16 protein-coding genes are annotated in these 16219 nt (G+C 69.1%); 11 read left to right on the top strand and 5 right to left on the bottom strand.

Translation table 11 applies throughout. The features are described 5' to 3' along the window. Nucleotides 1–99: 99 nt before the first annotated feature. Complete coding sequence (gene metG / locus B5V46_RS11140; protein ID WP_080616668.1) at nt 100–1818, bottom strand: methionine--tRNA ligase; 1719 nt, start codon at nt 1816–1818, stop codon at nt 100–102. A gap of 96 nt (nt 1819–1914) precedes the next feature. Then, nucleotides 1915–2670: an SDR family NAD(P)-dependent oxidoreductase gene (locus tag B5V46_RS11135; RefSeq protein WP_080616667.1), complete on the bottom strand. Its 756-nt coding sequence runs from the start codon at nt 2668–2670 to the stop codon at nt 1915–1917. Nucleotides 2671–3223: 553 nt separating this feature from the next. Between B5V46_RS11135 and B5V46_RS11130 the strand changes: the two genes are divergently transcribed. Both B5V46_RS11130 and B5V46_RS11125 read left to right on the top strand, forming a co-directional pair. Continuing rightward, on the top strand, nt 3224–4267 hold the full coding sequence (locus B5V46_RS11130; RefSeq protein WP_080616666.1) for an aldo/keto reductase: 1044 nt from the start codon (nt 3224–3226) through the stop codon (nt 4265–4267). Between the two features lie 215 nt (nt 4268–4482). Next, nucleotides 4483–5934 (top strand): 3-hydroxyacyl-CoA dehydrogenase NAD-binding domain-containing protein, encoded by a 1452-nt coding sequence (locus B5V46_RS11125; RefSeq protein WP_080616665.1) that lies wholly within the window; start codon nt 4483–4485, stop codon nt 5932–5934. A gap of 69 nt (nt 5935–6003) precedes the next feature. Here B5V46_RS11125 and B5V46_RS11120 read toward each other — a convergent pair whose 3' ends face one another. Further along, complete coding sequence (locus B5V46_RS11120; protein ID WP_080616664.1) at nt 6004–6714, bottom strand: NUDIX domain-containing protein; 711 nt, start codon at nt 6712–6714, stop codon at nt 6004–6006. Then, a complete protein-coding gene (locus B5V46_RS11115) occupies nt 6672–7052 on the bottom strand; it encodes a DUF983 domain-containing protein (protein ID WP_080616663.1) in 381 nt (126 codons plus the stop codon). Before B5V46_RS11115 ends, B5V46_RS11120 begins: the two co-directional genes overlap by 43 nt. A gap of 363 nt (nt 7053–7415) precedes the next feature. On the opposite strand from B5V46_RS11115, the gene B5V46_RS11110 reads away from it, so the two are divergent. The 4 genes from B5V46_RS11110 (at nt 7416) to B5V46_RS11095 (ending at nt 9767) form a co-directional block, all read left to right on the top strand. Beyond that, complete coding sequence (locus B5V46_RS11110) at nt 7416–8219, top strand: EF-hand domain-containing protein (protein WP_080616662.1); 804 nt, start codon at nt 7416–7418, stop codon at nt 8217–8219. 81 nt (nt 8220–8300) lie between these two features. Next, complete coding sequence (locus B5V46_RS11105) at nt 8301–8885, top strand: RNA polymerase sigma factor (protein ID WP_080616661.1); 585 nt, start codon at nt 8301–8303, stop codon at nt 8883–8885. Between the two features lie 7 nt (nt 8886–8892). Continuing rightward, nucleotides 8893–9243, top strand: coding sequence for a hypothetical protein (locus tag B5V46_RS11100; RefSeq protein WP_080616660.1), 351 nt, complete (start codon nt 8893–8895; stop codon nt 9241–9243). 2 nt (nt 9244–9245) lie between these two features. After that, nucleotides 9246–9767, top strand: coding sequence for a periplasmic heavy metal sensor (locus B5V46_RS11095; RefSeq protein ID WP_080616659.1), 522 nt, complete (start codon nt 9246–9248; stop codon nt 9765–9767). Nucleotides 9768–9885: 118 nt separating this feature from the next. On the opposite strand, the gene B5V46_RS11090 is transcribed toward B5V46_RS11095, so the two are convergent. Beyond that, on the bottom strand, nt 9886–11289 hold the full coding sequence (locus B5V46_RS11090; RefSeq protein ID WP_080616658.1) for a diguanylate cyclase: 1404 nt from the start codon (nt 11287–11289) through the stop codon (nt 9886–9888). Nucleotides 11290–11398: 109 nt separating this feature from the next. On the opposite strand from B5V46_RS11090, the gene B5V46_RS11085 reads away from it, so the two are divergent. From B5V46_RS11085 to B5V46_RS11065, 5 genes are all read left to right on the top strand, one after another. Beyond that, on the top strand, nt 11399–11674 hold the full coding sequence (locus B5V46_RS11085; protein ID WP_080616657.1) for a DUF3572 domain-containing protein: 276 nt from the start codon (nt 11399–11401) through the stop codon (nt 11672–11674). Nucleotides 11675–11765: 91 nt separating this feature from the next. Then, complete coding sequence (locus B5V46_RS11080) at nt 11766–12476, top strand: HAD family hydrolase (RefSeq protein WP_080616656.1); 711 nt, start codon at nt 11766–11768, stop codon at nt 12474–12476. An 80-nt stretch (nt 12477–12556) separates the two neighbouring features. Continuing rightward, complete coding sequence (locus tag B5V46_RS11075) at nt 12557–14326, top strand: DUF4153 domain-containing protein (RefSeq protein ID WP_080616655.1); 1770 nt, start codon at nt 12557–12559, stop codon at nt 14324–14326. A 144-nt stretch (nt 14327–14470) separates the two neighbouring features. Next, entirely contained in the window at nt 14471–15058 is a 588-nt protein-coding gene (locus tag B5V46_RS11070; RefSeq protein ID WP_080616654.1) for a heme NO-binding domain-containing protein, read from the top strand. Next, nucleotides 15055–16110: a GGDEF domain-containing protein gene (locus B5V46_RS11065; protein ID WP_080616653.1), complete on the top strand. Its 1056-nt coding sequence runs from the start codon at nt 15055–15057 to the stop codon at nt 16108–16110. The genes B5V46_RS11070 and B5V46_RS11065 overlap by 4 nt, the downstream gene beginning before the upstream one ends. Nucleotides 16111–16219: the final 109 nt, after the last annotated feature.

The raw sequence follows: 16219 nt of genomic DNA, 5'->3' as shown, positions 1-16219 counted from the left end.
TTCCGGCGACCGGACATGAAAAGGGGGCCCGTGCGGCCCCTTCTTCTTCTTGGCTCAAATACCCGTCTTGCGACGGCTGCCACAGGCGGCCGGCCGGGCTCAGCTCCGCTGCCCGGCAAAGCGCGCCTGCCAGTCCTCGCGCTCCTCGTCCAGGATCTTGCGAAACAGCATCTCGGGCGTGGTGAAGGCCTGGCCCGGCGCCAGCCGCTCCATCGCATGGGTCATCTGCGTGGGCCAGGTATCGTCCTCGGTGCCCATCGCCTCCATCATCGCCTTCGCGGCATCGGGAATGAAGGGCGCCGACAGCACCGCGTAAAGCCGGATCAGGTTCAGCGAGAAGCGGATGATCGCGGCGGCCTTGTCCGGGTCTTCCTTGTAGACCGACCAGGGCGCCGCCTCCTGCAGATATTCATTGCCCGCGACCCAGATCGCGCGCAGCTCGGCCGCGGCCTTGCGGATCTCCATCGCCTCCATATGCGCGTCATAGGCGCGGATGCGGATATAGAGATCGTCGTTCAGCTCCTGCTCGCGGTCGCCATAAGCGCCGCCCTCGGGCACCGCCTCGCCGAATTTCGAGCGGCAGAACTTGGTCACGCGGCTGACGAAATTGCCCAGCACGTCGGCCAGGTCCTTGTTCACAGAAGCCTGGAAATTCTCCCAGGTGAACTCGCTGTCCGAATTCTCGGGGGCGTGCGACAAGAGCCACCAGCGCCAGTAATCGGCGGGAAGGATCGACAGCGCCTGATCCATGAACACGCCCCGGCCCTGGCTGGTCGAGAACTGGCCGCCATCGTAATTCAGGTAGTTGAAGGACTTGATGTAATCCACCAGTTTCCAGGGATCGCCCGAGCCCATGATCGTCGCCGGGAAGCTCAGCGTATGGAAGGGCACGTTGTCCTTGCCCATGAACTGGACATAGCGCACGTCTTCCGCGCCCTCGTCGAGCCGCCACCAGCGCCGCCAGTCGGCCTCGGGGCGGCCGTTCTTCTCGGCCCATTCGGCCGAGGCCGCGATATATTCGATCGGCGCGTCGAACCAGACATAGAAGACCTTGCCCTCCATGCCGGGCCAGTCCGCCTCGCCCTTCTTCACCGGAATGCCCCAGTTCAGATCGCGGGTGATGCCCCGGTCCTGCAGCCCGTCGCCATCGTTCAGCCATTTCTTGGCGATCGAGGTGGTCAGCACCGGCCAGTCGGTCTTGTCGTCGATCCAGGCCTCGAGCTTGTCGCGCATCTGCGACTGGCGCAGATACAGGTGCTTGGTCTCGCGCACTTCCAGATCGGTCGAGCCCGAGATCGCCGAGCGCGGCGCGATCAGGTCGGTCGGGTCGAGCTGCTTGGTGCAGTTCTCGCACTGATCGCCGCGCGCCTTCTCGTAGCCGCAATTGGGGCAGGTGCCCTCGATATAGCGGTCGGGCAGGAAGCGGCCATCGGCATTGGAATAGACCTGACGCTCGCTGACTTCCTCGATCAGGCCGTTCTCGGCCAGCCGGCCCGCGAAATACTGCGTCAGCCGGTGGTTCTGCGGGCTCGACGAGCGGCCGAAATGGTCGAAGGACAGCCGGAAGCCGCGGGCCAGCTCGGCCTGCACCTCATGCATCTCGGCGCAATACTCCGCTACCGGCTTGCCGGCCTTGGCCGCGGCCAGCTCGGCGGGGGTGCCATGCTCGTCGGTGGCGCAGAGGAACATGACCTCATGGCCGCGGGCGCGGCAGTAGCGGGCATAGAGGTCGGCCGGAAGCTGGCTTCCGACGAGGTTGCCCAGATGCTTGATCCCGTTGATATAGGGGATCGCCGAGGTGATCAGGATGCGTGCCATCTGCCGTTGCCTTCTTGCCGGATCTTGAGGCCCGTTTATCCTGCCATGCGCCCGAGGGCCAGAGCCTCGTGGGGCTCTGGCGCGGCCTTTGGGGCGCTATTGCGCGGTATATCCGCCATCGGCGAGATGATAGCTGCCGGTGATGAAGCTTGCGCGGTCCGACAGAAGGAAGGCCACCAGCCCCGAGATCTCGTCCGACCGGCCCATCCGCCCGACCGGATGGAGCGCCGTCACCCGCGCCTGGGTTTCGGCGTCGAGCCCGGTCTCGATCATCGGTGTCCTGACGAAGGCGGGGCCGACGGCATTGATGCGGATGCCGCGCTCGGCATAAGCCAGGGCCGCCGATTTCGTCAGCCCCAGCAGCGCGTGCTTGGCCGCCACATAGGCGGGTGCCGTGGCCATGCCGACGCTGCCGAGGATCGAACTCATGTTCACCACCGCCCCGCCGCCCGAGGCCTCGATCGCGGGCAGGCCGAAGCGCAGGCCGTAGAAGACGCCGTTGAGGTTGATGTCGATGACATCGCGCCAGCCGTCCAGCGGATAGGCACCGGCATCGGCCGAAGGCCCCGAGATCCCGGCATTGTTGACCAGCAGATGCAGCCCGCCGGTGGTTTCGACCGTGCGCGCGACCAGCGCCTCGACGGCGCCCGGATCGGACACGTCGCAGGGCATGGCATAGGCCTTGCCGCCCGCCGCGGCGATATCCTCGACCACGGGGGTCAGCTTCGAGGCCGTGCGCGCGGCCAGGCAGACCGTGGCCCCCGAGGCGGCGAGTTCATGCGCGATGGCAGCTCCGATCCCGGTGCTTGCACCGGTGATCAGCGCGGTTTGGCCGTCGAAGCGGATATCCATTTGTTTTTCTCCGGTTGTGGCTCGGTCCTCACCTCAGATCGGGGGCGGTGAGGGGCCTTGCAAGCGGGGGTGCCTTTGGGTCGCAGCCGCGGCTTTGCCCGGGCCGGACAGGGCCGCCGGGCCGTGCCGGGACGGCCATGATCGGGTGTCTCGACATTACGTCTTGTTGTTTAGATGTTCTCTATATGTTTTTCCCGCCTCCCCGGGTGGACGATCTGCTAAACTTCGCCCGTGCAAGGAGGCCGGTATCCGGAAGGGGACCGGCCTCGCGTTTCCGGGCCCCGCGTTTTCTGGCCCAGCGTTTTCTGGCTTCGCGTTTCCGGTCAGGGCGGTTGGTTGTCGAGGTCGCCGTCGCGTTTTGTCGTCCCGCGCCGTCGCCTCGTTTCGGCGCACCGACTGGTGCTCCGACTGGCGCCCCGACTGGGGATCCGCATGCCGGGGCCGACATGCGGGGCGAGCAGATGGGCGAACCGGAATGGGCGAGAACAAATCCGCCTTGCACCGGCCCATCCTCGGGATACCTTTTCGTGCGGACTGCAATGAGGGATAGAACATGAGGAAAGTTTCGCTGGGTCGTACCGGGCTGGAAGTGTCCTGCCTGTGTCTGGGGACGATGACCTGGGGCAGCCAGAACGACCAGGATGAGGCACATGCCCAGATCGACCTTGCCTGTGAACGGGGCGTGCAGTTCATGGACACGGCCGAGATGTATCCGGTGGCGCCGGTCCTCGCGGAAACCGTCGGCCGCACTGAACGGATCATCGGCAACTGGTTCCGGGATACCGGCCGCCGCAAGGACTGGATCGTCGCCACCAAGATGACCGGCGAGGGCATGAAGACGGTGCGCGAGGGCGAGCCGGTCTGCCGCGACTCCCTGCTCAGGGCGGTCGAGGGCTCGCTCCGGCGGTTGCGTACCGATTATATCGACCTCTACCAGCTGCACTGGCCGAACCGCGGATCCTACCATTTCCGCAAGAACTGGCGCTACGACCCCTCGCATCAGGACCGCGCCGCGACGCTGGCCAATATGGAAGAGGTGCTCGAAACGCTCGACGAACTGGTCAAGGCGGGCAAGATCCGCCATTTCGGGCTGTCGAACGAAACCGCCTGGGGCATGGCGCAATGGCTGCGCCTGGCCGACGAAAAGGGTCTGCCGCGGGCCCGGACGCTTCAGAACGAATATTCGCTGCTCTGCCGGCTTTATGACACCGACCTGGCCGAGCTCGGCGTGAACGAGAACCTGCCGCTGTTGGCCTACAGCCCGCTTGCCACCGGCCTTCTCAGCGGAAAATATGCGGGCGATGTCACGCCCGACGGCTCGCGCCGGTCGCGCAGCCCCGATCTTGGCGGACGGATCACGCCCCGGGTCTGGGAGGCGGTGTCGGGCTATCTGGCGATCGCCAAGGCGCATGGGCTCGACCCGGTGCAGATGGCGATTGCCTTCGTCGCCAGCCGTCCCTTTCCTGTGATCCCGATCATCGGCGCGACCTCGACCGCGCAGCTCGAGACCGCCCTGGGCGCGGCCGATCTGACCCTGTCGCCCGAAATCCAGGCCGAGATCGCGGCGATGCACAAGGCCTATCCGATGCCGTTCTGAGGGCTGCCGCGGCCGGATCGGCCGGGACGGCGGGGACGGCGGGGCCAATTCGTTGCATCTCTGGCACGCCCGGCATCCATCGCGCGAACGATCCGGCCCGGCCCTTGCCCCGATGGGGACGGAGGACATTATGGGCGCTGTGACTTGGGGGAGAGCATGTGCCTTCGGACGAATAGCGGGACAGGTCGCGGCCGGGTATCGGCCGCCGGGGCGGCGTGACCGGCACGGTTGCCATTCTCGGCGCCGGGGTTGCCGGTGCGGGCTGGGCTGCGCGCTTTGCCCTGATGGGCTGGTCTGTGCGCGTGTTCGACCCCGATCCGGCGGCCGTCGCGCGCGTGGCGACGGTGCTCGGCAATGCCCGCCGCGCGCTGCCCGGCCTGTCGGAGCGGCCCCTGCCCGCCGAGGGCGAGGTGGTCCATGTCGCCACCATCTCGCAGGCGGTATCGGGCGCGGGCTGGATCCAGGAAAGCGTGCCCGAACGGCTGGATCTCAAGCGCACGCTTTACCAGAAGGTGCAGGAACATGCCGCCGATGAGGCGATCATCGCCTCCTCGACGGCGGGCTTCACCCCGACCGCGCTTTACGGGCAGGGTGCGCGGCGCTGCCAGATCGTCGTGGCGCATCCGTTCAACCCGGTCTATCTGCTGCCGCTGGTCGAGCTGGTCCTGGCCGAGGACGCGCCCGGCTGGGCGCGCGAGCGGGCCGATCTGGTGCTGCGCGGCATCGGCATGATGCCGCTGCCGGTCCGGCGCGAGATCGACGGCCATATCGCCGACCGGCTGATGGAGGCGGTCTGGCGCGAGGCGCTCTGGCTCGTGCATGACGGGGTTGCCACCACCGCCGAGATCGACGAGGCGGTGCGGATGGGGGTCGGGCTCAACTGGGCGCAGATGGGGCCGTTCGAATCCGCACTGCTGGCCGGAGGTGTCGCCGGGGTCGACAAGGTGGTGTCGCGGATCGGGCCGGGTCTCGATCTGCCGCGCACCCATCTGACCGAGATGCCCGAGGCGACCGAGGCGCTGGCGCGGACCGTGGCCGAACAGGCCGGGGCGCAGGCCGGCGGGCGGCCGCTCGAAGAGCTGGAGCAGGTCCGCGACAGGAACCTCGTCGCGGTGCTCCGGGCGCTGAAATGGGCGGGCTGGGGGGCGGGCGCGCATCTGCGCGGCTTTGACGCCCGGCTCGGGGAGGGCGAGGCGGACATCGCCGGGCCGATCCGCAGCGTGGCCCGAACCGTGCCGCTGGACTGGATCGACCATAACGGCCACATGACCGAGGCGCGCTATATGCAGGTCTTCTCGGATGCGACCGACCGGGTGGTCGAGCTGATGGGCTGCGACGCGGCCTATGTGGCGGGCGGGGCGGGGTTCTTTACCGTCGAGTCGCATATCCGCCATCTCGCCGAGGCAAAGCCCGGCGCGGCGCTCAGGGTCGAGAGCCTGTGCCTGGGCGCGGAAGGCCGCAAGCTCCATCTGTTCCACCGGCTGTTCGCCGAGGGGCGCGAGATCGCGACCGCAGAGGCATTGCTGGTACATGTGAGCCTCGAGACCCGTCAGGCCTCCGAGCCCGGGCCGGAGGTTGCCCGCCGGATGGCCGAGATTGCGCGCGCCCATGCCGCGCTGCCCCGTCCCGCCGGGATCGGCCGCTCGGTCGGTCAGGCACCGCTCTGATCCCCGGCCCGGCCCGCCCGATTCGCGCGCGGTCCGGGCCTCGGGGCGACAGGCTTGCAGGGCGTTTGGTCAGGCGAGACGCTGGAATTTCGAGATCTGGTCGCGATTGTCGAAAAACGGCACGCTTGCGGGGGGCAGCCCGCCCCGGATCAGCTGCGTGACCTCGGCCAGGACCACTTCGGTGATGAAGGGCAGATCGAACCGGCGCACCTCGGCCAGCGGGATCCACTGAAGCTGGCTCAGCTCGTCCTCGGCGCCCGAGAAATCGTCGGGGTCACTGGCCAGTGCCTCGGCCTCGACCAGGAAGAAGCGTGCATCGAAGCGGCGCGGCCGCCCCGGCGGGGTGATGGCGCGAAAGATGAAGTGAAAGCCCTCGGGCGAGGGCAGATGCCCGGTGGCGGCAAAGCCGCGCCAGCCCTTCGGGGCGGGGCCGGGCCATGTGCCGGGACGCCCGAGGATCTGCCCGGTTTCCTCCCAGAGCTCGCGGACCGCCGCGGCGGCCAGCGCGCCGGCCATGGCCGGCGCGGCCTCGGCCTGAAGCCGCGCGGCGCAGGCGGCGGCCAGTGGACAGGCCAGGGGCACCGTGGCATCGACCGGATCGACGGCGCCGCCCGGAAAGACCATCTTGTTGGGCATGAAGGCTGCGCTTGCCCCGCGCTGCCCCATCAGCACGCGCGGGCCCGTGGCGGCATCGCGCAGCACGATCACCGTTGCCGCATCGCGGATCGGTGGGGTCTCTATTCCGCCGGTTGGCCGAAGCCGTGCATCCGTTTGGCCCATTGCAATGCCACCATCACCCCTTTCAGTCTCGGCAGAAGGTAGAGCGCCAGGGCGACGCAGCCAATCGAAAAGACCGAGGTCAGCACCAGAGGGTCGGGGCGGAAGGCGGCGATGCTGCCTGCGACCAGCGGCGCGCTCAGCAAGCCGACGATCAGCACCGTCAGATAGGCCGGGCCGTCATCGGAATGGTGGTGGTGGAGCTCTTCCATGCAGACGGGGCAGTGTTCGCGTACCGCGAGATAGCCCGACAGCATCGGGCCGGCTCCGCAATTCGGGCAACGTTTGCACCAGCCGCGCAACACGGCCGCGCCAACGGGTCTGGCGTGAGATCCGATCATGTCACCTGTCCGTGTGTCCCATCGCATGCCGCGTCCTCGGCCTGCCAGATCAAGCTAGTCACGCGCTGAACGGTTAAGAATGGGACCGTCTGTCCTTGCGGCGGGATGTCGCGGCCCCGGGCCGGCTTGGCACTGGCGCGCAGAGCCGTGCCGCCAGGGGCAAGGTCGCCCCGAAGAAAGCCCGGGGAAAGCCCGGGAAAATAGCGTCGCGCGACAGCCCCGGGGGCCAAGCTGAAGCGGGCCGCGCGAGAGAAAATCGCGCGGAATGGGCCGAGGGCGACGGAAACCCGCAGGGGTTCCGTAACAGCTTCTGAAGGCGGACGACGCGGGGTCGTCCGGCAGAGAGAACCGAAGGAGACCGAGATGGCACGGAATGCAACGAAGATGTCGCGCGCGGCACTTGCGATCGGGGCGGCGGCGATTCTGTCGCTGACGGCGCCGGCAATGGCCCAGCAGGGGCCCGGGGCGGCCGCAGGGCCGGGGACGGGGCCGGTTGCCGGGCCGGGCGGTGCCCGTCAGGGCATGCTTTTCGGCCGGATGGACGCCGATGGCGACGGCGCGATCTCGCCCGAGGAATTCACCGCCCGGGCCCGGGCCCGTTTCGCCGATCTCGATACCGATGGTGACGGCCTGCTCTCGCCCGAGGAGGCAGAGAAACTCGGCCCGGCCGGCCGGGGCCGCGGCAAGGGGGACTGGAGGCAAAGAGGGCAGGGCTGCGGCATGCAGCCGGGCATGCAGCGCGGTGGCGGCATGCCGGGCGGCTGCGGCATGGGCCAGGGCATGATGGGCCACGGCATGATGGGACAGGGTAGGGGCGGCGCCTGCGGTCATCCCGGCGGCATGGGGCCGCGGGGCGCGATGGGCGGCGGATACGGGATGTTCGGCGGGCTCGATGGGTCCGGACCGATGGGCTATGGCGGCTTCGGCGATCCCTCGCTCAGCCCCGAGGACCGCGCCGAGCGCGCCCGGAGGCTGGTCGAGATGATGGATGCCGATGGCGACGGCAAGCTCAGCGCCGAGGAGCTGGCCCAGCGGCCGGGGCCCGCGATGATGTTCAACCGCATCGATGCCGATGGCGATGGCAGCCTGTCGAAGGAGGAATTCGAGGCCGGAATCCGGGCCTTCCGCGGCATGATGCGACAGCAGGATCCGACCGCGCAGCCTTGAGGCGCGGGATGGCGGGCGTCGTCCTGACGGGGCGCTGCCCGCTTGCCGGGCCCGGGGCGACGGGGTAGGCCGAAAAGCAGGATGGACATGCCTTTCGATGCCGGAGACGGAGAGACCGACGAGGCGCTGCTTCTGGCCTGTGGCCAGGGCGATGCGCGTGCCGTGCGGCTGCTCACGCTCAGGATGACGCCCCGGATCCTGTCCTATGCCCGCCGCCTCCTGCGCGACGGGGCCGAGGCCGAGGACGTGGCCCAGGAGGCGATGCTGCGGCTCTGGCGTATCGCGCCCGACTGGCGCCCGGGCGAGGCACGGGTGACGACCTGGCTCTACCGCGTCGTCACCAACCTTTGTACCGACCGGCTGCGTCGCCGGCGGGCCAGGGCGCTCGACGAGGTGCCCGAGCCGCCCGATGACAGCCCGGGCGCCGAGGCGCGGCTGCAGCAGGCGGCGCGGGTCGCGGCGCTTGAGGCGGCACTGGCGCTTCTGCCCGAGCGGCAGCGGCAGGCGGTGATCCTGCGGCATATCGAGGGGCTCTCGAACCCCGAGATCGCCGCGATTCTCGAGATCGGCGTCGAGGCGGTCGAAAGTCTGACCGCCCGGGGCAAGCGGGCGCTGGGCCGGATACTGGCAGGGCAGCGCGAGGCATTGGGGTTCGACGATGACTGAACCGAGGATGAAAGACGAGACGCTTGAGGCTCTGTTCGAGGCGGCGCGGCAGGACCGGGCCGAGCCCTCGGCGGCGCTGATGGCCCGGATCATGGAAGACGCGATGGTGACGGCCGCCGCCGCGAGGACGGCACCGCGGCGACAGCCCACGCGGCGACGGAGCATTCTGGCGCTTCTGGTGACGGCCATCGGCGGCTGGCCGGCCCTTGCCGGGGTTGCGACAGCGGGCGTCTTCGGGCTCTGGATCGGGTATGCCGGGCCTGGCGATGTCGGCAGGCTCAGCACCGAGATTCTCGGATCGGCCTATGGGCCGGGCGATCTGATGCCCAGCCTCGACACCTTTCTGACGGAGGGATAAGCATGTCCGACCCCGAAGCGACCGCCCCGCCCCGGCGAGGCCGCAACCGGCTCTCTCTGGCCCTGGGGCTCAGCCTTGCGGTCAATGTGCTGCTGCTGGGCCTGATCGGCGGCGCGTTTCTAAGCCACAGGCCCGGTGGCGGTCTGTCCGATGCCGTAACGATGAGGGCGCTCGGCCCCTATGGGCGTGCGCTTTCCGATAGCGACCGGGCGGAGATCCGCAAGGCGCTGCGGGCCGAGGCGCCGCGGGTCCGCGAAGAGCGGCGCGAGGTGCGGCAGGGCTTTCGCGACATGCTGACCGCGCTGCGGGGCGACACTTTCGATGCCGAGCGGATCGCGATGGTTCTCGACCGTCAGGGGGCCCGGGTGCAGACCCATGCGGGGATGGTACGGCAACTCATGCTCGACCGCCTGTCGGCGATGTCGCCCGAGGAGCGTTCGGCCTTTGCCGACCGGCTCGAACGGGTGCTGCGCCACGGCCCGCCCGGCCGCGACCGTTGCCCGGTTCCGCCCCAAGGCCGCTGATCTCATCCCGCGATCCGCGCGCGCGGCCTGAACAGCCTGAACAGGTGCGGGCGGGTTTTCCCGGTCCCGGCCGTCCGCGATGTCTTTCACGGTCTTTCGCGCAGGTGCGCAGGTGCTCTCAAGCCGCGCTGCGCGACATCTCGACGGTGTTTCGGCCCGAGGCCTTGGCGCCGTAAAGCGCGCGGTCGGCATGCTCCATAATCTCGCGCACCTCTGTCTCGAGATCGCCCTGGCCGGTGACGAAGGCGCAGCCATCGCCGATCGTCACGCCCACGCTGATCGTCACCGGGATCTCGCCGGCGCCGCCGGGCAGGGCCATCGGCAGGCGCTCGATCGCCTGGCGCAGACGCTCGGCGGTGCTGCGGGCGCGCTCGGCATCGGTTTCGGGCAGCGCCACCATGAATTCCTCGCCGCCGATCCGTGCGATCAGATCGACCGCGCGCAGATTTTCCTTGAGCCGCCGCGCCACCTCGACCAGAACGGCGTCGCCCGAGGCATGGCCGTAATGGTCGTTGACCAGCTTGAAGCGGTCTATGTCGAGGATCATCAGCGCGAAGCTTCGCCCGGTCTCGGCCGCGCGTTCGGCGATCCTGGCGACATGGGGCAGGGCGTAGCGGCGGTTGAAGAGCCCCGTCAGCGGATCGGTCACCGCGAGGCGCAGGCCGTCCTCCAGCGTTGCCCGCAGCCGGTCCGACTGCGCCTTGCGCCGGATCTGCATCTTAATCCGGAGCGCCAGTTCCTGCGCATCCATGGGGTCGGCGATCAGGTCATTGGCGCCCAGATCGAGCGCCATCGCCGCCGTTTCGCGCGCCGCCTCGGGCACCACGATCAGGATCGCGGCATCGCGCGAGCCGGGATGGGCGCGCAGCTCGCTGACCATCCGCAGGCCTGCCCCGTCGGGCGTCAGGTCGGCGTCGATCACATAGGCATCGGGCGGCACCGTGCCCGGTTGCGGATTCAGGGCCTCGGCCCGGCTCAGCACCGTCAGGCTGTCCGAGAGCAGCGGCACCAGCGCGGCGCGCCAGGCGCGCGCCCGGCGCGGATCGCTGGCGATCAGCGCGATCAGACCGGGCGGGGCGAAATCCGGGGCCGCCTCGGCGAAGCCCAGCACCTGATGGGTGCCGTTGCGAAGCGCGAGTTCCTCGGCGGTTTCCCGCGCCCGCAGCAGGCTGCGCACCCGCGCCAGCAGGATCGTCTCATCGAGCGGTTTCGACAGGAACTCGTCGGCCCCGGCCTCCAGCGCGCGCATCTTGGTTTCGGGCGCGCGGCCCGCCGTGACAACGATCAGCGGGATCGAGGAGGTCTCGCGATCGGCCTTGAGCCGCCGGCATAGGTCGGTTCCCTCGATGTCGGGCAGGCACATGTCCAGCAGGATCAGGTCCGGGTGTTCGGCGCGCGCAACTTCGAGAGCCGTCCGGCCGTCGCTGGCCTGGAGGACCTGGTAATGGGCGTTGCGAAGACGAACCTTCATCACGATCCGGTTTGTCGCAACGTCATCCACGATCAATATTCGGCGAGACATCGGCTCTCCACAGGAAATGCGTTTGGGAACCATTTACCCTGTTTTTCGGGTTCATTTTTGAGACGTATTCGTTAACAAACCCTTTAACGTTTTGTCGGGGTGTCAATGGATGCAGGATTTCGCCGAAACTGTGGCGCTTGAGGCGCTGGCCTGGCTGGTCGGCGATGACGAGCTGTTGCCGGTTTTCCTGGGCGCGACGGGGGCCAGTGCGACAGATTTGCGCGAGCGGGCGTCGGAACCGGACTTTCTTGCGTCGGTTCTGGACTTCCTGCTGCTTGACGATGCCTGGGTGCTGCGATTCTGCGCGGCCGTCGGTCGGCCCGGCGAGGCGGTGCTGGCGGCGCGGGCGGGATTGCCCGGAGGCGCCGATCCGCACTGGACCTGATTGCCGGGTATTTTCGTTGCTTTTCGATCCGCGGGGGCTTGCAGCCGAGTGCCGCGCACCCCAGAACGGGCCGGGACAGACAGGAACCGGCATGACCAGGATCTCGGCAATCCTTTTCGACAAGGATGGAACGCTTTTCGACTTTCAGCGGAGCTGGGCCGGCTGGGCGCTCGAGTTGCTGAACGAGCTCGCACAGGGCAGCCCGGCCCGCCGTGCGGCGCTGGCGCGTGCGCTGGGCTTCGATCTTTGCGCCGGGCGCTTCCGTCCGGACAGCCCGGTGGTCGCGGGCACCACCGATGATGTCGTGCGGCGGCTGCTGCCGCATCTGCCGGGATGGCAGCCCGAAGAACTGGCGCGGCATCTGACCGAGGCCTCCCTCGCCGCGCGCATGGTCCCCGCCGTCGCGCTCGGGCCGCTTCTCGAGCGGCTTGCCGCGCGGGGGCTCGCGCTCGGGGTCGCGACCAATGACGCCGAGGCGCCCGCGCTTGCCCAGCTCGAGGCGGCAGGTGTGCGCGGCGCCTTCGATTTCGTCGCGGGCTTCGACAGCGGCCATGGCGCCAAGCCGGAACCGGGGCAGGTGTTGGCCTTCGCCGCCGCGACCGGCCGCAGCCCGGACGAGGTGCTGATGGTGGGCGACAGCCGGTTCGATCTGGCCGCGGGCCGGGCCGCGGGGGCGGCGACCGCGGCCGTTCTGACCGGCACCGCCCGGGCCGAGGATCTGTCCGACCTCGCGGGAGTCGTGCTGCCCGATGTCGGCGCGCTGCCGGAGTATCTCGACGGGATCGGGGCCGAACGCGGCTGACCGCCGAGAGGCGCCCCGGCGCTCTGGTCCGCGTGTCCGCCCGGCGCTATGGTCGCGCGGCGAGGATCTAGGAGACAACGATGGCAGAGGCAGCGGACGGCCAGCCGGGGCGGTGGAGCTTCGGAATTCTGGGCGGCGTCGCCGGGCTTGCGGCCTGGCTTATGTTCGGGCTCTTGCCCGGGCCGATGGCCGGGCTGGCGCGGCTTCACCTGTTCCTCTCGGTTTTCGGAACCGCCTTCTTCGTCGCCGCGCTTGCCATGGCGGGCGCGCTCCGGCTTGGCCGGGCGCTGGCGGCGGCGGCCCTGATGGCCCTGCCGATGGCCGGGCTCGTGACCTGGGCCAGCCTGCGTTTCGACACGGTTTCGGGCGCGCTCGACGATATCGTCGCGCCTGCCGCCTTTGCCGCATTGCTGGTCCTGGCGCCGCCCTTCCTGATCTCGGGTTTCTCTCCCGGCGGGCGCTGGCTCGATTATCGCGCGCTGTTCACCCGGTCCTGGGAGATCATGGTGCGGCTTGCCGCGGCCTGGCTTTTCGTCGGGCTGGTCTGGGGGATCCTGTTTCTGTCGAACGCGCTGTTCGGTCTGGTCGGATTGCAGGCGATCGACTGGCTGCTGGATCTCAGGCCGGTGCCCTATCTGCTGAGCGGGGTCACGCTGGGGCTTGCGCTGGCGGTCGTCGGCGAGCGGTCCGAATATCTCTCGCCCGAACTGGTGCTGGGGCTGTTCCGGTTGCTGCTGCCGGTCGTGCTGGCCGTGGTCGCGGTGTTTCTGCTGGCCTTGCCGCTGCGCGGGATCGGGCATCTCTTCGGCGGTCTGTCGGCGGCCTCGATCCTGCTGGCAACGGCCTTCGGTTCGGTCACGCTGATTTCCTCGGTCGCCGATGCCGGGGAGGAGTGCCGGCCCCGGGGCGGGCTGGCCGAGGGAAGCGCGCGACTTCTGGCGCTTCTGCTGCCGGTTCTGGCGGCGCTGGCCGGAACCGCCGTGGCGATGCGGTTGGGGCAGTATGGCGCGACGCCCGAGCGGGTGCTGGCCGCGATTCTGGCCTTGCTGGCACTGGGCTACGGGCTTGGCTATGCCGCCTCGGCGCTTCGGCCGCGGCATTGGGCGGTCGGGGTGCGGCGGGTCAATGTGGCGATGGCGCTGACGGCGATGGTGCTGGCGGCGGGGCTGTTGACGCCGCTGCTCGATCCGCAGCGGATCTCGGCCTCCGATCAGGTGGCGCGCTACGCCGCCGGGCGCGTTCCGGCCGAGCAGCTCGATCTCTGGACCCTCGGCCATGACTGGGGCCGGGCGGGGCAGGCCGCGCTCGCGCGGCTGGCCGCGATGCCGGACGGATCCGGCGACGAGGGCATGGACAGGCAGCTTGCCACGCTGAAGCTTGCAGCGAGCCGCTCCGATTTCGAGATGGCGCGGCGTGGCCGCACGCTTGTCGAGGATCGAAACCGGCTGGTCGGGACGCTTCCGGTCCGGCCCGAGGGCGCGGTGCTGCCCGAGGGGTTCATCGCCGGTCTGCGGCCCTGGGAAGTCCGGCAGTTCTCCGAAGCCTGCGCCCTGCGCACGGCCGGGGGCAACCCCTCCTGCGTTGCGGTCCTGGCCGATCTCTCCGGCGACCGGCCCGGCGACGAGATCCTGATTCTGGCCCAGCGCCCGGGGGAGGGCCCGCTGCTGCGCGCCTATTTCCCCGAAGCGAGCGGCTATTCGATGCGCAGTCCCGACTATCTCGGTGGGGCCAATCCCTATCGAGACGCGGGCGCCGCCATCGATGCCCTGATCGCGGGCCGTTACGAGCTGCGGCCGATGCGGCTCAATGCGGTCGAGGTCGAGGGCCGGACGCTGTTCTTCGGGCGCTGAGCCGCAAGGCTGATCCGGCGCGCCGGGCCCCGACGCCGATCGGGGCAGCGGATGCCGGCCGGGGCGGGCGCATCTTTGCCATTTCTTAAGCCGACGCGGAGAGGATCGCCTCTGCCAGATCGTTCAGGGAGTGGGCCGGTTCGTATGCACGGGCTGATCAATCGCGCCATCCATTTCTTTCTTGCCGACACCTATGGTCAACAGGTGTGGGCCGAGATCGTGCGCGATGCCGGGCTGGAACGTCACGCCTTCGAGGCCATGCTGAACTACGATGATGATACCACCGAGGCGCTGCTTGGCGCCGCCGGCGCCCGGCTCGGTCTGCCGCAGACCATGCTGCTGGAGGATCTGGGAACCTATCTGGTGTCGCATAGCGCGCTCGAACCGGTCCGGCGCCTGCTGCGCTTCGGCGGCGAGACATTCCTCGATTTCCTGTTCTCGCTCGAGGATCTGCCCGACCGCACGCGGCTTGCCGTGCCCGATCTGGTCCTGCCCGAGCTGCGCCTCGCCGAAGATGCGGCCGACGGGTACCGGCTCGACTGTCGCGGCGACTGGCCCGAGGCCTTCCATATCCTGCAGGGGCTGCTTCGGGCGATGGCCGACGATTACGGGGCGCTGGTTCTGCTCGAACCGCTTGAAGAGCGGCCCGATGGTGGCCTTCTCGGGGTCCGCCTGCTCGACAGCTCCTTCTCGACCGGCCGCAGTTTCTCGCTGAAGGGGCCGCTGCCATGACGCACCTGTCCGACAGGCCGGGCGGCGACGAGGGCGTGGGCTGCGACGCGGGGCCGGGACTGTCCGGTGCCGCGCTCGACCGGCTGATGCCGATGCATGTCTGGATTGGCGCCGGCGGTGAGGTGCTCCGGGCCGGGCCGACCCTGCAGCGTCTGGCCGGGGCACCGCTGCTGCCATGCGCCTGGACCGAGATCGTCACCTTGCGCCGGCCCCGCGCGGCGCGTCGGCTGGACGATCTGTTGCAGATGCAGGGCGTTGCGCTCAAGTTCACGCTGAATGCCCGGCCCGAGATCGCGCTCAAGGGGCTGGTGGTTCCCTTGTCCGGGGGGGCGGCGCTGCTGAACCTGTCGCTCGGGATCTCGCTGGTCGACGCCGTCGGTCGTTTCGACCTCACCTCGTCGGATTTCGCGCCGACCGACCTCGCGATCGAGCTTCTCTATCTCAACGAGGCCAAGACCGCGGTCGTGGGAGAACTCAGGCGGCTGGCGCTTCGGCTGAACGGGGCCCGTGTCTCTGCCGAGGTCGAGGCCGCGACCGACACGCTGACCGGGCTTGCCAATCGCCGGGCCTTCGACGATGCGCTGAGCCGGCTGGTTGCAAGCGACCTGCCTTTCGCGCTGATGCAGGTCGATCTCGACCTGTTCAAGGCGGTCAATGACAGCCATGGTCATGGGGTGGGCGATGGCGTCCTGCGCATCGTCGCGGCGGTCCTGCGCAGCCATTTCCGGAGCCGCGATGTCGTCGCCCGGATCGGCGGCGATGAATTCGTGGTGCTGATGGTCGATTTTGGCGACCGCGATCATCTGCTTGCCCATGCCTCGCGGCTGATTGAACGGATCGAGCAGCCGATGAGCCTGCAAGGGGTGGAATGCCGGATTTCGGCCAGCATCGGCATCGCGCTTGCGACCGTCTCCCGGCGGCCCTCTTCCGACGTGCTGCTGCAGGAGGCCGATATCGCGCTCTACGACTCCAAGCGGCGGGGGCGCGGCCGGGTCACGTTCTACGACCAGTGGCAGCAACGCCGCCGCGCTCCGGGCGACGACGCGTTCTGAGCCTGTCCCGCCTTGCCAGGGCGGGCCGTGCATGCCGGCCGGAATATCCCCCGTGAGATGCTTCCCCAAGCGGAAACGCCCGGCCGTTTCCGGCCGGGCGTCCTGGGGC

This window comes from Rhodovulum sp. MB263, from assembly GCF_002073975.1.
GTDB lineage: Bacteria > Pseudomonadota > Alphaproteobacteria > Rhodobacterales > Rhodobacteraceae > Rhodovulum.
This window is presented reverse-complemented; position numbering and strand designations above follow the sequence as displayed.

What these genes read in the sequence shown, in the direction of transcription:
- metG (WP_080616668.1), bottom strand. Translation starts at nt 1,818, where the DNA reads ATGGCACGCATCCTGATCACCTCGGCGATCCCCTATATCAACGGGATC.
- B5V46_RS11135 (WP_080616667.1), bottom strand. Translation starts at nt 2,670, where the DNA reads ATGGATATCCGCTTCGACGGCCAAACCGCGCTGATCACCGGTGCAAGC.
- B5V46_RS11130 (WP_080616666.1), top strand. Translation starts at nt 3,224, where the DNA reads ATGAGGAAAGTTTCGCTGGGTCGTACCGGGCTGGAAGTGTCCTGCCTG.
- B5V46_RS11120 (WP_080616664.1), bottom strand. Translation starts at nt 6,714, where the DNA reads ATGGGCCAAACGGATGCACGGCTTCGGCCAACCGGCGGAATAGAGACC.
- B5V46_RS11115 (WP_080616663.1), bottom strand. Translation starts at nt 7,052, where the DNA reads ATGATCGGATCTCACGCCAGACCCGTTGGCGCGGCCGTGTTGCGCGGC.
- B5V46_RS11110 (WP_080616662.1), top strand. Translation starts at nt 7,416, where the DNA reads ATGGCACGGAATGCAACGAAGATGTCGCGCGCGGCACTTGCGATCGGG.
- B5V46_RS11105 (WP_080616661.1), top strand. Translation starts at nt 8,301, where the DNA reads ATGGACATGCCTTTCGATGCCGGAGACGGAGAGACCGACGAGGCGCTG.
- B5V46_RS11100 (WP_080616660.1), top strand. Translation starts at nt 8,893, where the DNA reads ATGAAAGACGAGACGCTTGAGGCTCTGTTCGAGGCGGCGCGGCAGGAC.
- B5V46_RS11095 (WP_080616659.1), top strand. Translation starts at nt 9,246, where the DNA reads ATGTCCGACCCCGAAGCGACCGCCCCGCCCCGGCGAGGCCGCAACCGG.
- B5V46_RS11090 (WP_080616658.1), bottom strand. Translation starts at nt 11,289, where the DNA reads ATGTCTCGCCGAATATTGATCGTGGATGACGTTGCGACAAACCGGATC.
- B5V46_RS11085 (WP_080616657.1), top strand. Translation starts at nt 11,399, where the DNA reads ATGCAGGATTTCGCCGAAACTGTGGCGCTTGAGGCGCTGGCCTGGCTG.
- B5V46_RS11080 (WP_080616656.1), top strand. Translation starts at nt 11,766, where the DNA reads ATGACCAGGATCTCGGCAATCCTTTTCGACAAGGATGGAACGCTTTTC.
- B5V46_RS11075 (WP_080616655.1), top strand. Translation starts at nt 12,557, where the DNA reads ATGGCAGAGGCAGCGGACGGCCAGCCGGGGCGGTGGAGCTTCGGAATT.
- B5V46_RS11070 (WP_080616654.1), top strand. Translation starts at nt 14,471, where the DNA reads ATGCACGGGCTGATCAATCGCGCCATCCATTTCTTTCTTGCCGACACC.
- B5V46_RS11065 (WP_080616653.1), top strand. Translation starts at nt 15,055, where the DNA reads ATGACGCACCTGTCCGACAGGCCGGGCGGCGACGAGGGCGTGGGCTGC.